Source organism: Pseudomonas qingdaonensis, assembly GCF_018398475.1.
Taxonomy (GTDB): domain Bacteria; phylum Pseudomonadota; class Gammaproteobacteria; order Pseudomonadales; family Pseudomonadaceae; genus Aquipseudomonas; species Aquipseudomonas palmensis.
This window is the reverse complement of sequence record NZ_CP074676.1, coordinates 2290644-2306490: the sequence shown is the minus strand read 5'-3', so window position 1 is coordinate 2306490 and position 15847 is coordinate 2290644. Positions and strand designations below refer to the sequence as shown.

10 protein-coding genes and 1 tRNA gene are annotated in these 15847 nt (G+C 63.8%); 7 read left to right on the top strand and 4 right to left on the bottom strand.

Annotated features, from left to right (window positions below):
• The first annotated feature begins 58 nt into the window (after window positions 1-58).
• Window positions 59-3274: a hybrid sensor histidine kinase/response regulator gene (locus KH389_RS10505; protein ID WP_213607309.1), complete on the top strand. Its 3216-nt coding sequence runs from the start codon at window positions 59-61 to the stop codon at window positions 3272-3274.
• 115 nt (window positions 3275-3389) lie between these two features.
• Here KH389_RS10505 and KH389_RS10500 read toward each other — a convergent pair.
• From KH389_RS10500 to gacA, 4 genes are all read right to left on the bottom strand, one after another.
• Window positions 3390-3465, bottom strand: a tRNA-Gly gene (locus tag KH389_RS10500).
• A gap of 65 nt (window positions 3466-3530) precedes the next feature.
• A complete protein-coding gene (pgsA, locus tag KH389_RS10495) occupies window positions 3531-4091 on the bottom strand; it encodes a CDP-diacylglycerol--glycerol-3-phosphate 3-phosphatidyltransferase (RefSeq protein ID WP_043860267.1) in 561 nt (186 codons plus the stop codon).
• Between the two features lie 32 nt (window positions 4092-4123).
• Entirely contained in the window at window positions 4124-5947 is a 1824-nt protein-coding gene (gene uvrC, locus KH389_RS10490) for an excinuclease ABC subunit UvrC (RefSeq protein WP_213607308.1), read from the bottom strand.
• Between the two features lies 1 nt (window position 5948).
• On the bottom strand, window positions 5949-6590 hold the full coding sequence (gene gacA, locus KH389_RS10485; RefSeq protein ID WP_043860265.1) for a response regulator transcription factor GacA: 642 nt from the start codon (window positions 6588-6590) through the stop codon (window positions 5949-5951).
• Window positions 6591-7315: 725 nt separating this feature from the next.
• On the opposite strand from gacA, the gene KH389_RS10480 reads away from it, so the two are divergent.
• The 6 genes from KH389_RS10480 (at window position 7316) to KH389_RS10455 (ending at window position 15845) form a co-directional block, all read left to right on the top strand.
• Window positions 7316-8623 (top strand): nucleotide sugar dehydrogenase, encoded by a 1308-nt coding sequence (locus tag KH389_RS10480; protein ID WP_043860264.1) that lies wholly within the window; start codon window positions 7316-7318, stop codon window positions 8621-8623.
• A gap of 154 nt (window positions 8624-8777) precedes the next feature.
• The gene (locus tag KH389_RS10475; RefSeq protein WP_173925053.1) at window positions 8778-10310 is read left to right on the top strand and encodes a glycosyltransferase; all 1533 of its coding nucleotides are present in this window, start codon (window positions 8778-8780) and stop codon (window positions 10308-10310) included.
• 15 nt (window positions 10311-10325) lie between these two features.
• Window positions 10326-11495 carry a PilZ domain-containing protein gene (locus tag KH389_RS10470; protein ID WP_043860263.1) on the top strand — a complete coding sequence of 390 codons (1170 nt, stop codon included), beginning with the start codon at window positions 10326-10328 and terminating at the stop codon, window positions 11493-11495.
• Window positions 11496-11506: 11 nt separating this feature from the next.
• Window positions 11507-12952: an SEL1-like repeat protein gene (locus KH389_RS10465; protein WP_052504205.1), complete on the top strand. Its 1446-nt coding sequence runs from the start codon at window positions 11507-11509 to the stop codon at window positions 12950-12952.
• Complete coding sequence (locus KH389_RS10460; RefSeq protein WP_213607307.1) at window positions 12949-14403, top strand: alginate export family protein; 1455 nt, start codon at window positions 12949-12951, stop codon at window positions 14401-14403. The genes KH389_RS10465 and KH389_RS10460 overlap by 4 nt, the downstream gene beginning before the upstream one ends.
• Before the next feature lie 14 nt (window positions 14404-14417).
• On the top strand, window positions 14418-15845 hold the full coding sequence (locus tag KH389_RS10455) for an MBOAT family O-acyltransferase (protein WP_043860260.1): 1428 nt from the start codon (window positions 14418-14420) through the stop codon (window positions 15843-15845).
• Window positions 15846-15847: the final 2 nt, after the last annotated feature.

Below are 15847 nucleotides of genomic sequence, written 5' to 3'. Positions count from 1 at the left end.
ACTCCAGCTCTTGTATAGACTGGGTCTGGACGCGCCTCATCACTGACGGGATTGCACGATGAATCACCGCTACACCCGCCTGGACAGGCTGGCCAGCAGTTCACTGCGCCTGAACATGGGGCTTGCCGTGCTCCTGGGCCTGGCGCTGCTGTTGACTGGCTTGTGCTACTGGGGCGTGAATCGCGTGCTGCAGAAGCAGGAAGACACGGTGAAGTTTCACTTCGCCCGCCTGATGGAAAACATCCGCGAGCAGGAAGCTTTTCTCAGCGCCGTGTCGCGCAAAAGCGCCGAAGGCCAACTGCTGGGCGCCTCCAGTGTGCCGGTGGTGGTGCAACGGTCTTCGTCCGATGCCACCGGTGCGGTCTATGAAGAAATCGAATACGCCTTCTCCCTGCCGTTCAGCGTGAAGATCAACCCGGCCAGGATCGCAGCCTCGCAACACGCCAGCGTCTCTACCCTGGGGGCGAACCTGGCCAACTACTACAGTGCATTCTGGTCGGCTTCGCACTATCAATCGCCCCAGGTGCTGCTGTTCAACCTGCCGGACAACTTCGATATCAGCGTACCGGCCATGGGGCGCCTGCGCGGCACGGGTCGGCCCCGACAAGAGGACTTCGATCGTGTGGTGCGCCAGGTGGGCAAGAGCCTGCACGACCACGCGCCGCAGGACCACCAGGTGCAGTGGGTGCCCTATGACGCAGGCCCCGATGCCCCTGCCACTGTGCTGGGGTATGTCGACATCGACCTGTCGGCAACCCGGCTGCACATTTCAGGGGCCAGCCCCTCGGTGGTGGTGGCGTCCATGTTCACGCTGGATCAGGTCAACAACATCGAACGCATCATGCAGTGGTCGATCTACGATCACTTCAGCCTGATCGCCCCCACCCGCGAGGCATTGGTGGGCGAGTTCAAGCCCGATCGGGTGCTGCATGAAGGCCTGAACCTGAACGCTGACGGGCTGGTGTTCCGTGTGACAAGCCCGGGCGAGCAGCCCTGGACCGGCATCTATGTGATCGGTTTCAAAAGCTTTGTGGACTATGCCTTCTGGCCGCTGCTGGGGCTGGTTGCACTGATGCTGGCCGGATTGGGCGGCGGCTGGGCGTTCAATCGCTGGTATCGCAAGCATGTGGTGTTGCCTGCCCACCGTGCACTTGAAGACATCGCCGAGAGCGAGGCTTTCAGTCGAGCCGTCATCGACACGGCGCCAGCCGGTCTGTGTGTGCTGCGTTGCAGCGACTACGGGGTGCTGCTGGAAAACCAGCACGCCCAGCAGTCCCACGGCAGCGCCACGCTGATCGGCGCCCTGCGTCGACAGCACGACCTGCCCGAGCGGGGCTCAACCGATCTGCAGGTTGAAGGCCGCCATTGGCACGTGAGCCTTGTGCCTACCCGCTACCACGGCGAAAACGCCTGGCTGTGTGCCTTTCATGACGTTACCCGGCTTGTCGAAGATGCCGCCAGCCTTGAACAGGCGCGCTTGGCCGCCGATTCCGCCAATGAAGCCAAGACACGTTTCCTGGCCACCATGAGCCATGAGATCCGCACACCGCTGTACGGCGTACTGGGCACCCTGGAGCTGATGGGGCTGACCGCGCTCGACCCGCGCCAGCAGCACTACCTGCAGACCATCCAGCGATCATCGGCCACCCTGTTCCAGCTGATCAGCGACGTGCTGGATGTGTCGAAGATCGAATCCGGACAGATGACCATCGACGATCTGGACTTCTGCCCTCTGGAGATGATCGAGGCCACACTCGGCACCTACAGTGCATACGCCCAGGCCAAAGGCTTGCAACTGTATGCCTGCATCGATGCCGACCTGCCCGACCGGCTGCGCGGGGATCCGTTGCGCATTCGCCAGATCCTCAACAACCTGCTGAGCAATGCCATCAAGTTCACCGACAGCGGCCGGGTGGTGCTGCGGGCTCGGGTCGTGGAACAGGACAGCGAATACAGCCAGTTGCAGTGGCAGGTCAGCGATTCGGGACTGGGTATTTCCCAGGCCCAGCAGGTGCATCTGTTCGACCCGTTCTATCAGGTGCGCGACGCCAGCAGCGAGGCCGGCGCAGGCCTGGGCCTGTCCATCTGCCGCCGGCTCTGCGAACTGATGGACGGCCAGCTCGACGTGGTCAGTGCAATCGGGCTGGGCAGCAGTTTCACCCTGCAGCTGAAGCTGCCCCGCGCGCCCGGCGCACTCACCGACTGTCCTGAACTCGAGCCATCCACCGCCCCTGTGTACGTGCGCGCACCCGTCCCGGAACTGGCCCGGCACCTTTGCGCCTGGCTCGTTCGGCTGGGGGTCGACGCCCGTCCGCTGGCCAGCGACATGGGTTCGGGCAACGACGCGACACTGTTGGTGGACATGCTCGCGTCCGGTCAAGCGTGGGCTGGCCCCCGGATCAACGCCGTACCGGGCGGGCCCAACCCACCCGACTACGGCGCTGATGGCTGGGAGGTCGATGCCTACGACGTTCGCGCGATCGCCAGGGCGGTGGGCCTGGCGCACGGCGGTCACGACACGCAGCACAGCGCCTGGCCAGCGGGCACCCGCCAGCCACTGGACCTGCGGATTCTGGTAGCCGAAGACAACCCCATCAATCAGGCGATCATCAAGGAGCAACTCGAAGCCCTGGGCTGCGTGGTCACGGTGGCGTTCAACGGTGAGCAGGCACTGGCACTCTGGGCGCCCGGGGCGTACGACCTGGTGCTCACCGACGTCAACATGCCGGTTATCAATGGCTATGAGCTGACCCAGGCATTGCGCCAGCAGGATGCCGACCTGCCCGTGATCGGCATCACAGCCAACGCCATGCGCGATGAAGGCGAGCGCTGCGCGGCCGTGGGCATGAACGCCTGGATGGTCAAGCCCCTGAACCTGCACACCTTGCGCACTCAGCTGTTGCAGCACTGCGAGCTGGTTCTGCCGCAGCCCTTCACCGAGGTCGACGAACCCGCCACCACACCATCGAGCGACGTCGACACCGTCCACGTTCCGCCTGCGATGCGAAAACTGTTCATCACCTCGATGCGCGACGACCTGCACAAGATCCACGTCGCACTGGACAACGCCGATGCCGGCGTCCTGGCGCAGGTACTGCACAGCCTGGGCGGCGCCCTGTGCTCGGTTCAGGCGTTCGCCCTGGCCACCTTGTGCGCCGAACTGGAATGCCAGCTTGCGGGGTCGCACATCACGCCGCAGCTGGCCCGGAAAGTACGCCAGGTGCAATCGCGCCTGGAGACCGTGCTGAACACACAGCAGGCCCTCGACGGTTGAAGCCGTCCTGTCTCACGTACTCGAAGAGGATTGTTGCGCAACGAAAAAAGGGCCACTTTTCAGTGGCCCTTCTTTCTGACGAATTACAGACCTTTCGATCTGTAGCTCCAAATACTGGAGCGGGAAACGAGACTCGAACTCGCGACCCCGACCTTGGCAAGGTCGTGCTCTACCAACTGAGCTATTCCCGCGTCGTGTTGATGGGGGCCATTCTAGCGATTTTAAAAACGCCGTCAACCCCTTGATTCAAAAAAGTTTATTTTATTTCAGAGCCTTCACGCAGGTGCGGCCAGGCTGCACGCAGGTAGTGCACCATCGACCACAGGGTCAGCCCCGCCGCCACCAGCAGCAGCGCATAACCCAGTCCTACCCAGAACCCCCACACCGGCGGATTGCCCAGCAGGATCACCAGCGCCAGCATCTGCGCCGCGGTCTTCCACTTGCCCAGGTTGGACACCGCCACATGGGCACGTGCGCCCATCTCGGCCATCCATTCACGCAGCGCCGACACCACGATCTCGCGACCGATGATGACCGCCGCCGGCAGCGTGAGCCACAGGTTGGCATGCACCTGCACCAGCAGCACCAGGGCCACGGCCACCATCAGCTTGTCCGCGACCGGGTCGAGGAAGGCGCCAAACGGAGTGCTCTGCTGCCACCGACGAGCCAGGTAACCGTCCAGCCAGTCGGTGGCGGCGGCAACGGCAAACACGCTGCTGGCGGCTATGTAGCTCCAGTGATACGGCACATAGAACAGCAGTATGAAGATCGGTATGAGCAGAACGCGTAGTACGGTAAGCAGATTCGGGATATTCATCGGCACAACTGGCTGCGAGGTGAGCGGGCATTCTACTCGCTATGCAGGCTGTCATAAATCGACTCGGCAAGCTTTTTACTGATTCCGGGTGCTTTGGCGATTTCTTCGACGCTGGCACGGCTCAGTTCCTGCAGTCCGCCAAAGTGTTTTAGCAGGTCGCGCCGGCGCTTGGGCCCTACCCCGGCGACGCCTTCCAGGGTCGAGGTGCGCCGCGTCTTGCCGCGCCGCGCGCGGTGACCGGTGATGGCGAAACGGTGCGCTTCGTCGCGGATCTGCTGGATCAGGTGCAGCGCCGGCGAGTCGCCCTTGAGGGTGAACTCGTGGGCCACGTCGTTGAGGTACAAGGTTTCGAAACCGGCCTTGCGCGTGGTGCCCTTGGCCACGCCCAGCAGAATCAGGTCGGGCACGGCCAGTTCCTGCAGCACGTCGCGAGCCATGTTCAGCTGGCCCTTGCCGCCATCCACCAGCAGCACGTCCGGCAGTTTGCCCTCGCCGTCCTTGATCCGCGATAAGCGCCGGGTCAGGGCCTGGTGCATGGCCGCGTAGTCATCGCCGGCGGTCACGCCCTCGATGTTGTAGCGCCGGTAGTCGGACTTGATCGGGCCTTCGGGGCCGAACACCACGCAGGAGGCCACGGTGGCCTCGCCGCTGGAGTGACTGATGTCGTAGCACTCCAGGCGCTGCGGGGTTTCATCCAGGTCCAGCACCTGGGCCAGCGCATCGAAGCGCGCGGCCATGTGCTGGCGATTGGCAAGGCGCGCCATCAGCGCCTGCTCGGCGTTGGTCACGGCCAGTTGCTGCCAGCGCGCGCGGGTGCCGCGCACCCGATGGCTGATGGTCAGCTCGCGACCCCGCAGGGCCTCGACGGCGGCGCACAGGGCTTCGAAGTCTTCGTGCACCACGTTGACGATCAGCTCGGCAGGCAGTTCGCGCTCGGCGTTGCCCACGTAGTACTGGGCCAGGAACGCCGACAGCACCTCGGCCACGTCTTCCTCGATGCCCACCTGCGGAAAGAAGTTCTTGCTGCCCAGCACCCGCCCGCCGCGCACGCTGATAAGGTGCACGCACGCCCCGCCCGGGTTGACGAAGGCGGCCACCACATCCACGTCGCCGCTGCCGCCCTCCATGCTCTGCTGATCCTGCACGCGACGCAGCAAGGCGATCTGGTCGCGCAACTCGGCGGCACGCTCGAACTCCAGGGCCATCGCGGCGCGCTCCATCTCTTCGTTGAGCTCGTTGGTCAACTGGTGGCTGCGCCCCTCCAGGAACATCACCGAGTGGCGCACGTCGGCGGCGTACTCCTGTGGCTCGACCAGGCCGACGCACGGCGCCTTGCAGCGCTTGATCTGGTACTGCAGGCACGGCCGGGTGCGGTTGGCGTAATAGCTGTCTTCGCACTGGCGCACGAAGAAGGTCTTCTGCAGCAGGCTCAGGCTTTCGCGAATGGCACCGGCACTGGGGTAAGGGCCGAAGTACCTGCCCTTGGCCTTCTTGGCCCCGCGATGGATGCCCAGGCGCGGGTAGTCGCCATCACTGAGGAACACATAGGGGTAGGACTTGTCGTCGCGCAACAGGATGTTGTACGGCGGGCGCCATTCCTTGATCAGGGTCTGCTCGAGCAGCAGCGCCTCGGTCTCGTTGGCGGTAATGGTGGTTTCGACCTGGGCGATGCGCGCCACCAGCGCGGCTGTCTTGGGCGCCAGGCCCGCCTTGCGAAAATAGCTCGCCAGGCGCTTCTTGAGGTTTTTGGCCTTGCCGACATACAGCAGGCGCGCGCCTTCATCGAACATCCGGTAGACACCCGGACGTCCGCTGCAGGTCGCCAGAAAGGCACTTGAATCAAACGCTGGGGTCATATCAGAGGTTGGCGTCAACCATACCGTGGCGCACGGCCAGCAACGTCAGTTCCACGTCACTGGTAACGGAAAGTTTCTCGAAGATCCGGTAACGGTACGTATTCACCGTCTTCGGCGACAAGCACAGCTTGTCGGAAATGATCTGCACCTTCTGGCAACCGACGATCATCAGGGCGATCTGGATCTCCCGCTCCGACAGGCTGTCGAACGGCGAGGCATTCTGCGGTTCGAACGACTTGAGTGCCAGCTGCTGGGCTATCTGCGGGCTGATGTAGCGCTGCCCGGCAAACACCAGGCGAATGGCCTGGACCATTTCACCCAGCCCGGCGCCCTTGGTCAGGTAGCCGGCCGCACCGGCCTGCAGCAGGCGGGTGGGAAACGGGTCTTCCTCGCACACGGTCACGGCCACCACCTTGATGTCGGGGTGGCTGCGCAGCAGCTTGCGGGTCGCCTCCAGGCCACCGATGCCGGGCATCTTGACGTCCATCAGGACCACGTCGGGCTTGAGTTCGCGGGTGAGTTTCAGTGCTGCCTCGCCGGAATCGGCTTCCCCTACCACCTGCAGGCCGTCGATGTCGGCCAGCATGCGGGTAATGCCCGTACGCACCAAATCGTGGTCATCGACCACCAGGACCCTGATCAAGCAGACACCTCGCGTTACGGTGTGAATTGTATCCGGCCACCTTAGCAAAAAATCGACCGGATGAGCTAACTGTAAACGCCATCCGGCTGACGTCAATTTCCCAGCCTTCCTACGTGGCTTCCTACGCGGCTCATCGTCACTGCAGCTTGGCTTCTGCCTGGATGAGCAGACCTGCCTGTACAGGCACAGGCCACGCATGAAACTGAAACTATGCCCGGCTCGCCACGCGGAGCACAAGCGGTGGCGAATGCAAAAAAAAGCAACGCCAATAAAACAGGCTGTTCACGCTCGCGATGCACTCATCAACACAACTAACCCGTCGCCCGATTGCAACTTTCAAAACATTAAGCTGAAACGGTTTACCTAATTAAATGAAGGCGATTTGCCACCATTAAAATTTATGTAAAAACCTCGTGGAAGCATTTTTTTGGCGCCATTAAAACACACCAAATACACATATCAATTTTTTGACGTCGAACTTTCTACAAACTATATGTCATTGTTTTTAAACGGTTTTTTAACTTTCACAAAACAAACTATATTTTTTTCTAGTTAATTTGATATGAAGTGTTGCCGTTCCAAAATTAAACGCTATAGGATGAAAAAAAGAGAGATAAGCCGCCGACGAACATCAACGTTCGCCGCGTTTCAGTTTGCGCCTGCCGCCTGAACATTTATCAACTACACAAGGGTTCGCTCAGGCGAACAGTGCTAAAGGGATCTCTATGAACATCAGTATTTTCGGGCTCGGATATGTAGGTGCCGTGTGCGCCGGGTGCCTCTCGGCACGTGGCCACAATGTGGTGGGGGTGGATATCTCCCCGGCCAAGATCGACATGATCAACCAGGGCAAGTCGCCCATCGTCGAGCCGGGGCTCGAGCAGCTGTTGCAACAGGCCGTGCAGCAAGGGCGCCTGTACGGCACCACCGACGTACAACGCGCAGTGCTCGACACCGAACTGTCGCTGCTGTGCGTGGGCACGCCCAGCAAGAAGAACGGCGACCTCGACCTGGTGTACATGGAGGCCGTATGCCGCCAGATCGGCGAAGCCCTGCGCGACAAGGCTGGCCGTCACACCGTGGTGGTGCGCAGCACCGTGCTGCCAGGCACGGTCAACAACGTGGTCATCCCGCTGCTCGAGCAAGCCTCGGGCAAGAAGGCCGGCGTCGATTTCGGCGTGGCGGTCAACCCCGAGTTCCTGCGTGAAAGCACGGCCATCAAGGACTACGACTTCCCGGCCATGACCGTGATCGGCGAACTCGACACCCAGTCGGGCGACATCCTGCAATCGCTGTACGAGGGCCTGGACGCCCCGGTGATCCGCAAGTCGATCGAAGTGGCCGAGATGATCAAGTACACCTGCAACGTGTGGCACGCCACCAAGGTGAGCTTCGCCAACGAGATCGGCAACATCGCCAAGGCCTCCGGGGTGGACGGACGCGAGGTGATGGACGTGGTATGCCAGGACCACAAGCTCAATCTGTCGCGCTACTACCTGCGCCCCGGCTTCGCCTTCGGCGGCTCGTGCCTGCCCAAGGACGTGCGCGCCCTCACCTACCGCGCCGGCCAGCTGGACGTCGAGCACCCGCTGCTGGCCTCGATCATGTCCAGCAACCGCAGCCAGGTGCAGAACGCCTTCGACCTGGTCAGCGGTTTCAACAAGCGCCGTATCGGCCTGCTGGGGCTGAGCTTCAAGGCCGGCAGCGACGACCTGCGCGAAAGCCCGCTGGTGGAGCTGGCCGAAATGCTGATCGGCAAGGGTTACGAGCTGCGCATCTTCGACGCCAACGTCGAGTATGCCCGGGTGTTCGGCGCCAACCGCGACTACATCGAGTCGAAGATCCCGCACGTGTCGTCGCTGCTGTGCAACGACCTCGACCAGGTGATCGACGGCGCCGAGATCATCGTGCTGGGCAACAACGACCCGCGTTTCGCCCAGGCCCTGGAAGGCAATGGCGACAAGCAGATCGTCGACCTGGTCGGTTTCATGCCCAACGCCAGCAACGCCACCCAGGAAGGGATCTGCTGGTAAGGCCACAGGCTCCGTCAAGAGAGCCCAAGGCGTTCGACTCCACGCGTCACCCGACTGTTTACCTGCCTGAGTGCCGCCTCCTTCGGAGCGCCGGCGAACCTCATGTGCGTGAACGGCCGGGTGCGCGCTGCCCGTACCAAGGAGAAACGGCACCATGAAACCACAGCAACAGCGGCCCGAGGGCCGACCCGGCTACCTGCAGGCAGGCGCCAGCTTCTGTGCCTGGGCCTGCCTGTTCGGCCTGGTCGCGCTGGCGTCGCAGATGATCGCGCCGCAGTACCTGGACCCCAGCCACCACACGTTCATCTTCATCATCGGTACCCTGGGCATGTGGCGCTACGGCAACGCCATCGTCCACTACATCCGCGGCATGTACTTCCTGCACTGGAAGTTCCCGCGCATCCGCAAGGCGGTCGAGCGCATGGGCGACGATGCCCTGCCCTCGCACATGTTCATGGTGGTGACCAGCTTTCGCATCCCCACCCACACCACCTTCAAGGTGTACCAGTCGGTATTCCAGGAAGTGCAGCGGCTGAACGTGCCGTGCACGGTGATCGCCTCGATCGTGGAAAAAGGCGACGAGCAGTTCATCAAGACCATCATGCGCAACGAGGTGGTCGATCGCGACGACATCAAGCTGGTGATCGTGCGCGCCCGTGGCACCGGCAAGCGTGACGGCCTGGCCCATGCCTTCCGTGCCCTGTCGCGGCAGATGCCGCTGCAGGACGCGGTGGTCGGCGTGGTCGACGGCGACACCATGATGCTGCCCGGCTGCGTCGAGCGCGCGGTCAAGCTGTTCGCCTACCTGCCCAATGTCGGTGGCCTGACCACCAACGAGTTCTGCGAGGTCGAAGGCAGCCCGCTGATGCGCCAGTGGCACTCGATGCGCTTCGTGCAGCGGCACATCAACATGTGCTCGATGGCCCTGTCGCACCGGGTGCTGACCCTGACCGGCCGGCTGTCGTTCTTTCGCGCCAGCGTGATGACCGACCCCGAATTCATCCGCGACGTGGAAGCCGACTTTCTCGAACACTGGCGCCTGGGCCGCTTCCAGTTTCTCACCGGCGACGACAAGTCCTCGTGGCTGAGCCTGATGCGCGCCGGCTGGGACACCTTCTACGTGCCCGACAGCAACACCCTGACCGTGGAGCATCCACCAGACAACAGCTTCTGGCGCGCCACCCGCCAGCTGATGTTCCGCTGGTACGGCAACTCGTTGCGCCAGAACTTTCGCGCCACCCACCTGCTGGGCCGCGCCCGCCTGGGCCTGTTCACCCTGTACGTGCTGCTCGACCAGCGCGTGTCGATGTGGACCTGCCTGATGGGCCTGACCGCCTCGGTAGTGGCCGGCGTGGTGTTCGGCATCGAGTACCTGCTGGTGTACCTGTTCTGGGTACTGCTCTCGCGCAGCCTGGTGACGGTGCTGTTCCTGTTCGCCGGTCACCCGGTCAGCCCGGTGTACCCGTTCGTTCTCTATTACAACCAGATCGTGGGCTCGCTGATGAAGGTGTACGCACTGTTCCACATGGACCAGCAGAGCTGGACCCGGCAAAAAACCACGCTAAGCAACGGCACTGTCGATTTCGACACGGCCCTGAACCGCTGGTCATCGAAGGCGATGCTGTTTTCATCCATCGCGATTTTCTTCGGTGCCATCTCGGTACTTCTCGAACTCACGCAACGTTAAGGAAAGGCGCCTGCCATGAGTAGCTCGAACATCCCAGCAGCCCCCGGCACCACTGCAGCCAACGTGGTCCACGAGGCCATCGACGAACGCCAGTACGTGCGCACCAAGCTCAATGCCCGGGTCAGGCTCAGCGCCCCCGGCCAGGCGCCCATCGACAGCACCCTGCAGGACATCTCCCTGGGCGGCCTGGGCCTGGTGCACAGCGCCCCGCTGAAGATCGGCAGCCTGTACAACGCCTCGATCCAGCTGCGCCTGAACCAGGTCGACCTGAACATCGACAGCCAGATCAAGATCGTCTCGCAGCGCGGCGCCGAAGTCGGCGCGCAGTTCGTCGACCTCGACGCCCAGAAGCGCGACATCCTGCGCTACATCATCAGCGCCTACCTGTCGGGCGAAATTGCCGACGTCAACGGCCTGTTCAACGTGATGCAGCGCGAGAACTACATCAAGGAGCGCAAGCACAAGTACGCCAGCGCACGCAATGCAGGCGATCGCCTGCGCGCCATCGGCGGCACCCTGCTGTTCACCGCCGCCGGCATCGCCGCGCTGAGCTTCGTGGCCTACAAGAGCTACCTTCTGTTCTTCCGCATTCCGGCCGTGCAGGCCCAGGTCAGTGCCGATGCGCAGATCATCAGCATGCCCGACAACGGCTACGTGAAGTTCCTGCTGCAGCCTGGGCAGAGCGAGGTCAAGGCCGGCGAGCCGCTGGCCAACATCTCCACCCAACTGGCTACCAGCTTCACCAGCCCGGCCGACATGAAGGCGCTGGCCGACCTCGCGCCCGGCGACCTGCAGACCCTGCTGGGGCGCGCCACCATCGAGACCGTGATCAACAGCCCGTGCGACTGCCAGGTGTACTTCCCCAGCACGCCCATGAACGGCTACGGCTACAAGCAGGCGCCGCTGCTGCACCTGCTGCCCAAGGACCAGCCGCTGTACGTCAGCGCCAACGTGCCGTTCGACAAGCTGAGCGACATCAGCCGGGTCAGATCCGTGGACCTGCAGGTGTTCGGCCTGGACGAACGCTTCGGCGGCACCGTGGTGGACTCGCGGGTCGACGCACTGAACAAGAACCTCGCCCTGACCATCCGGCCGGACCGTCCGCTGCCACTGGCGGCCTACCAGAAACCGGTGGCGGTGGACCTGTACCTGGGCCTGCCGGCCTTGCCGTCGCTGTCGCGCTGAAGGGCCCCCAGATGAAACCGATGACGCCCGCCTGGCTGCTGTTCACTGCCCTCGCCTGCACCGGCCCTGCCCTTGCCGGGCAAAGCCTGGAGCAGATCCGCTACGCGCTGTACAAGGACCCGCAAGCCGATGTGAGCGCCGATTTGCGCGTGCTCGCCGAGCGCGGTGACCTGGCGTCCAAGCAGTTGCTGGGCGATGTGCTGGCCAGCAGCGACAGCGCCAACCGCCAGGAGGCGATCCGCCTGTACCAGGAAGCGTTTGCCGAGGGTCGCGGCCTGGTGCCGGCGCTGGCCTCGCTGGCCCGCCTGCTTGACCGCAGCCCCGGCCTGCGCCAGCAGCAGCGCGCCTGGGTGGCCCAGGCGCTGACCCGCTACCCGGCCACCCTGGACCCGCGCAACACCAATGCCACGCTGGAAGTGTTCCTGACCTACCCGGACCTGGTGCCCACCGCCGAGGCCGCGCAGCTGCTGGCGCTGTACGAGCAGTCCTGCCTGCTCGACTGCCACCCCGAGCTGTACCGCGCGGTGGTCGCCGAGCGCCAGGGCGACCGCGCCGCTGCCGAGCACTGGTACCAGCAGGCGGTACGCGTCGACCCGCGTGGCGTCGACCGCTACTACGCCTTCCTCGGCGAGCGCCAGGACACCGCGTTCCCCGCCTTCGCCCGCACCCTGGAGCCCCGGATGGCGCAGTTGCCGGTGGAGATCGTGCACCGTATCGGCTCGTTGCTCGACACCATCAGCACCGTGCAGCGTGCCGACCAGCAGGCCGAGCAGGATGAACAGCTGGGCAACGCCATGGGTGCCCCAAGGCCCGCGCCCACCCCCGAACAGCAGGCCCGTGCAAAGGCCCTGGCCGATGAATGGGCGGCCGCCATGGCCGAGGTCCAGCGCTGGTTCGACAACGCCGCGCAGCGCGGTTTCGTGCCGGCGCTGGTGTCCAAGGCCAACTTCATGATCTCCAACCCCACCGAGCACAACGCCGACCAGGTACAGGCGCTGATTGCCCAGGTGCAGGCCAAGGACCCGACCCGGGCCAAGGCGCTCAATGCCTCGCTGTACATGGTCACCAACTGGCTGACCCTGGACCCGCAAAAGGCCCAGGTGCTGATCGACGAACTGATCGCCAGCAACTTTCGCGACGCGCACCTGCTGCTGGCCGACCTGTACAGCAAGGGCGGCCTCGACCAGCCCGACCAGGAGCGTGCCCTGGCGATCTACCAGGAACAGGCCGAGCGCGGCGCCACTGCCGCCTGGTACCGCATGGCCACCATCTACGCGAGCGGCCGCGCCATCTGCCACGACCCGGTCAAGGCCTACACCTACGCGCGCCTTGCCCTGGACCTGGGCGAGCGCCGCGCCCGCGGGCTGCTCAAGCGCCTGGACAAAACCCTGAAAACGGCTGACATCGAGCGCGCCATGGCGGCACGCAATGACCTGCTCAAGGAGACCACCCTGTGAAAGCGCATCCGTCCCTGTTTGGCGCCCTGCTCATGCTCGCGCCGCTGTACACCGCGTTCGCCGCCGAAGAAATCACCGGCCCCGAGGCCGACAGCAGCGAGCCGGTGCGGGTAGGCGCCGACGCCAGCACGCCGGTGATCACCTCCGAATTCTTCAACAAGCTCACCGTGCAGACCGGCTACGGCCCCGAAGACTCCCAGGTGGGGCGCAGCCGCGAGAGCTTCTATAGCCTGCGCTACGAACCCTCGTTCGCCTGGTACTCGCCGGAAAAACGTTGGGCCAAGTGGATGGTCTACGGTCGCCTGTGGCTCAACTACGACTCCAGCCAGACGGCCAACAGCCAGAACGAAAGCACCAACGCCTTCGACCGCGAGCAGCCCGAAGGCTGGTACGCCGAGCTGCGCGAGCTGTACGTCAAGCGCAACCTGCTGGGCGACGACCCACGCTTCTCGCTGTCGGCCGGACGCCAGCGCTTTGCCGACGACTACGGCATCTGGTGGGACGACAGCATCGAATCGCTGCGTTTCGACTACAAGGACACCTTCGCCAAGGGCTTCTTCGCCGTGGCGCAGAAGTTCTACAACTACAACAGCGACGTCAACCGCCTGGCCGACAGCGAAGAACGCACCACCTACCTGATGGGCGAGTACGCCTACCGCTGGAGCGAGAACAACTGGGCCGGCACGCGCGTGATGTACGAAGACGACCACAGCGGGCACGACCCGCGTGACCGCTACGACTTCACCGGCATGCGCTACGGGCTGTTCTTCAAGGCCGACAACCTGCAGGTCAGCCCGCTGTTCAGCGACTACCACCTGGAACTGGCCGCACTCGACGGCAAGGTCGACAACACCGACGGCAACGGCCTGACCACCACCGGCCACAACGCCAGCGGCTGGGCGGCGCTGGGCGAGATCGGCAAACGCTTCGACGACCTGCCCTGGACCCCGCGCCTGGCCTTGCGCGGCGGGCTGACCGACAAGCCGAGCAACGAGAACGACGGCTTTCGTCTCAACACCATCCAGTCCGACCGCATCACCCGCCAGGGCTCCTACAGCACCCGCCTGGCCAGCTCGTTCGTCAGCCTCGACCTGCGCAACCTGAGCTACTACGGCTTTGCCGTGGAAACCCGGCCCACGCCGCGCAGCGCCCTGGATTTTCGCCTCACCGAACTCAAGCTGCGCGATGCCAGTGGCACCCTGCCGATCCGCGTCGACGGCGACCAGCGCAGCGCGCGCAACCAGGCCATCGCCCAGGGCAGCAACGGCAACGGAAAGCACGTGGGGCAGATGCTCGACCTCAACTACTACTGGAAGATGTTTCCGGTCGCCCTCGACGGCAAGCACCTGGACGTCAACACCCTGGTCAGCGCCAGCTACCTCAATGCCGGCAACGCGCTGGATACCGGTGACGACTACCAGCTGACGGTCGGCGTCGTGATCAGTTACTAAGGGCGGGCCCCGCGATGATTTTCGCCTCAAACGTGTTCCTGTTCCTCTACCTGCCGCTGTTCCTGGCGGTGTACTTCCTGGCGCGTGCGCCGTGGCGCTCCACGGTGATCGTCGCCGCCAGCTACATCTTCTATGCCTGGTGGCGCCCGGACTTCCTGCTGCTGTTCGTCGGCATCACCTACTGGAACTACTGGTTCGGCCTGCGCATCAAGGCGCGCCTGGACGCCGGCGACAAGCGCTGGGCGTTCCGCCTGCTGTGGATCGGCATCATCGGCAACCTGTCGACCCTGGGCTATTTCAAGTACGCCAACTTCGGCGCCGAGGTGCTGGGCGCACTGCTGGCGCCGCTGGGCATCAACACCTTCACCCTGGAGACGATCTTCCTGCCGCTGGGCATCTCGTTCTACGTGTTCCATGCCCTGAGCTATATCGTCGACATCTACCGCAAGGACGCCACGCCCACCAACAACTTCATCGACTTCGCCGCATTCGTCGCGCTGTTCCCGCACCTGGTGGCCGGCCCGATCCTGCGCTACAGCCAACTGGCTCCGCAGCTGCGCCAGCGTACCCACTCGCTGGAGATGTTCTCGCTGGGGGTATGCCGGTTCATGCTCGGTTTCATCATGAAGGTGCTGATCGCCGACCAGCTGGCGCCGATCAACGTGCTGTTCATCAGCGAGGGCAGCCTGCAGCTGAGCGATGCCTGGTTCGGCCTGGTGGTGTCGACCCTGCAGCTGTACTTCGACTTCGCCGGCTACAGCCACATGGCCCTGGGCCTGGCGTTGATGATGGGCTTTCGCTTCCCGGAGAACTTCAACCAGCCCTACGTCTCGCAGAGCATCACCGAGTTCTGGAGCCGCTGGCACATGACCCTGGCGCACTTTCTGCGCGACTACGTGTACATGCCGCTGGTGCGCAAGCGCATCGCCGGGGCCATGCCGGCGCTGGTGTACACCATGCTGCTGTCGGGGCTGTGGCACGGCGCAAGCTTCGCCTTCATCTGCTGGGGGCTGTTCTTCGGCCTGGGCATGGTGATCGAGCGCAAGTTCAACCTGGCCACCAAGGTCACCACGCCCTACCGCCTGGGGCGCAACCTGCGCACCGGGTTGCTGATCATCCTGAGCATGCCGCTGTTCTTCACCAACGACCTGCGCCACAGCCTGGACATCTACCAGGCGCTGTTCGGCTTCAACGGCCTGGGCTCGCTGGAGCTCTACGTGCTGGGCGCCTCGAAGATGGCCATGTCGTTCGTGGCGGTGGCGCTGTGCTGGCTGATCCTGGCCGGCAGCAACAACGTGCGCTACTACGCCGGCAACAAGCAGCACTTCTTCATGGCCCATGTCGGCGGGCTCAAGGCCGTGCTGCTGTGGGCCGGCTTCGCGCTGGCGCTGAGCAGCCTGGCTGCGCACTCGTTCTCCCCCTTCCTCTACTTCCAGTTCTAGGA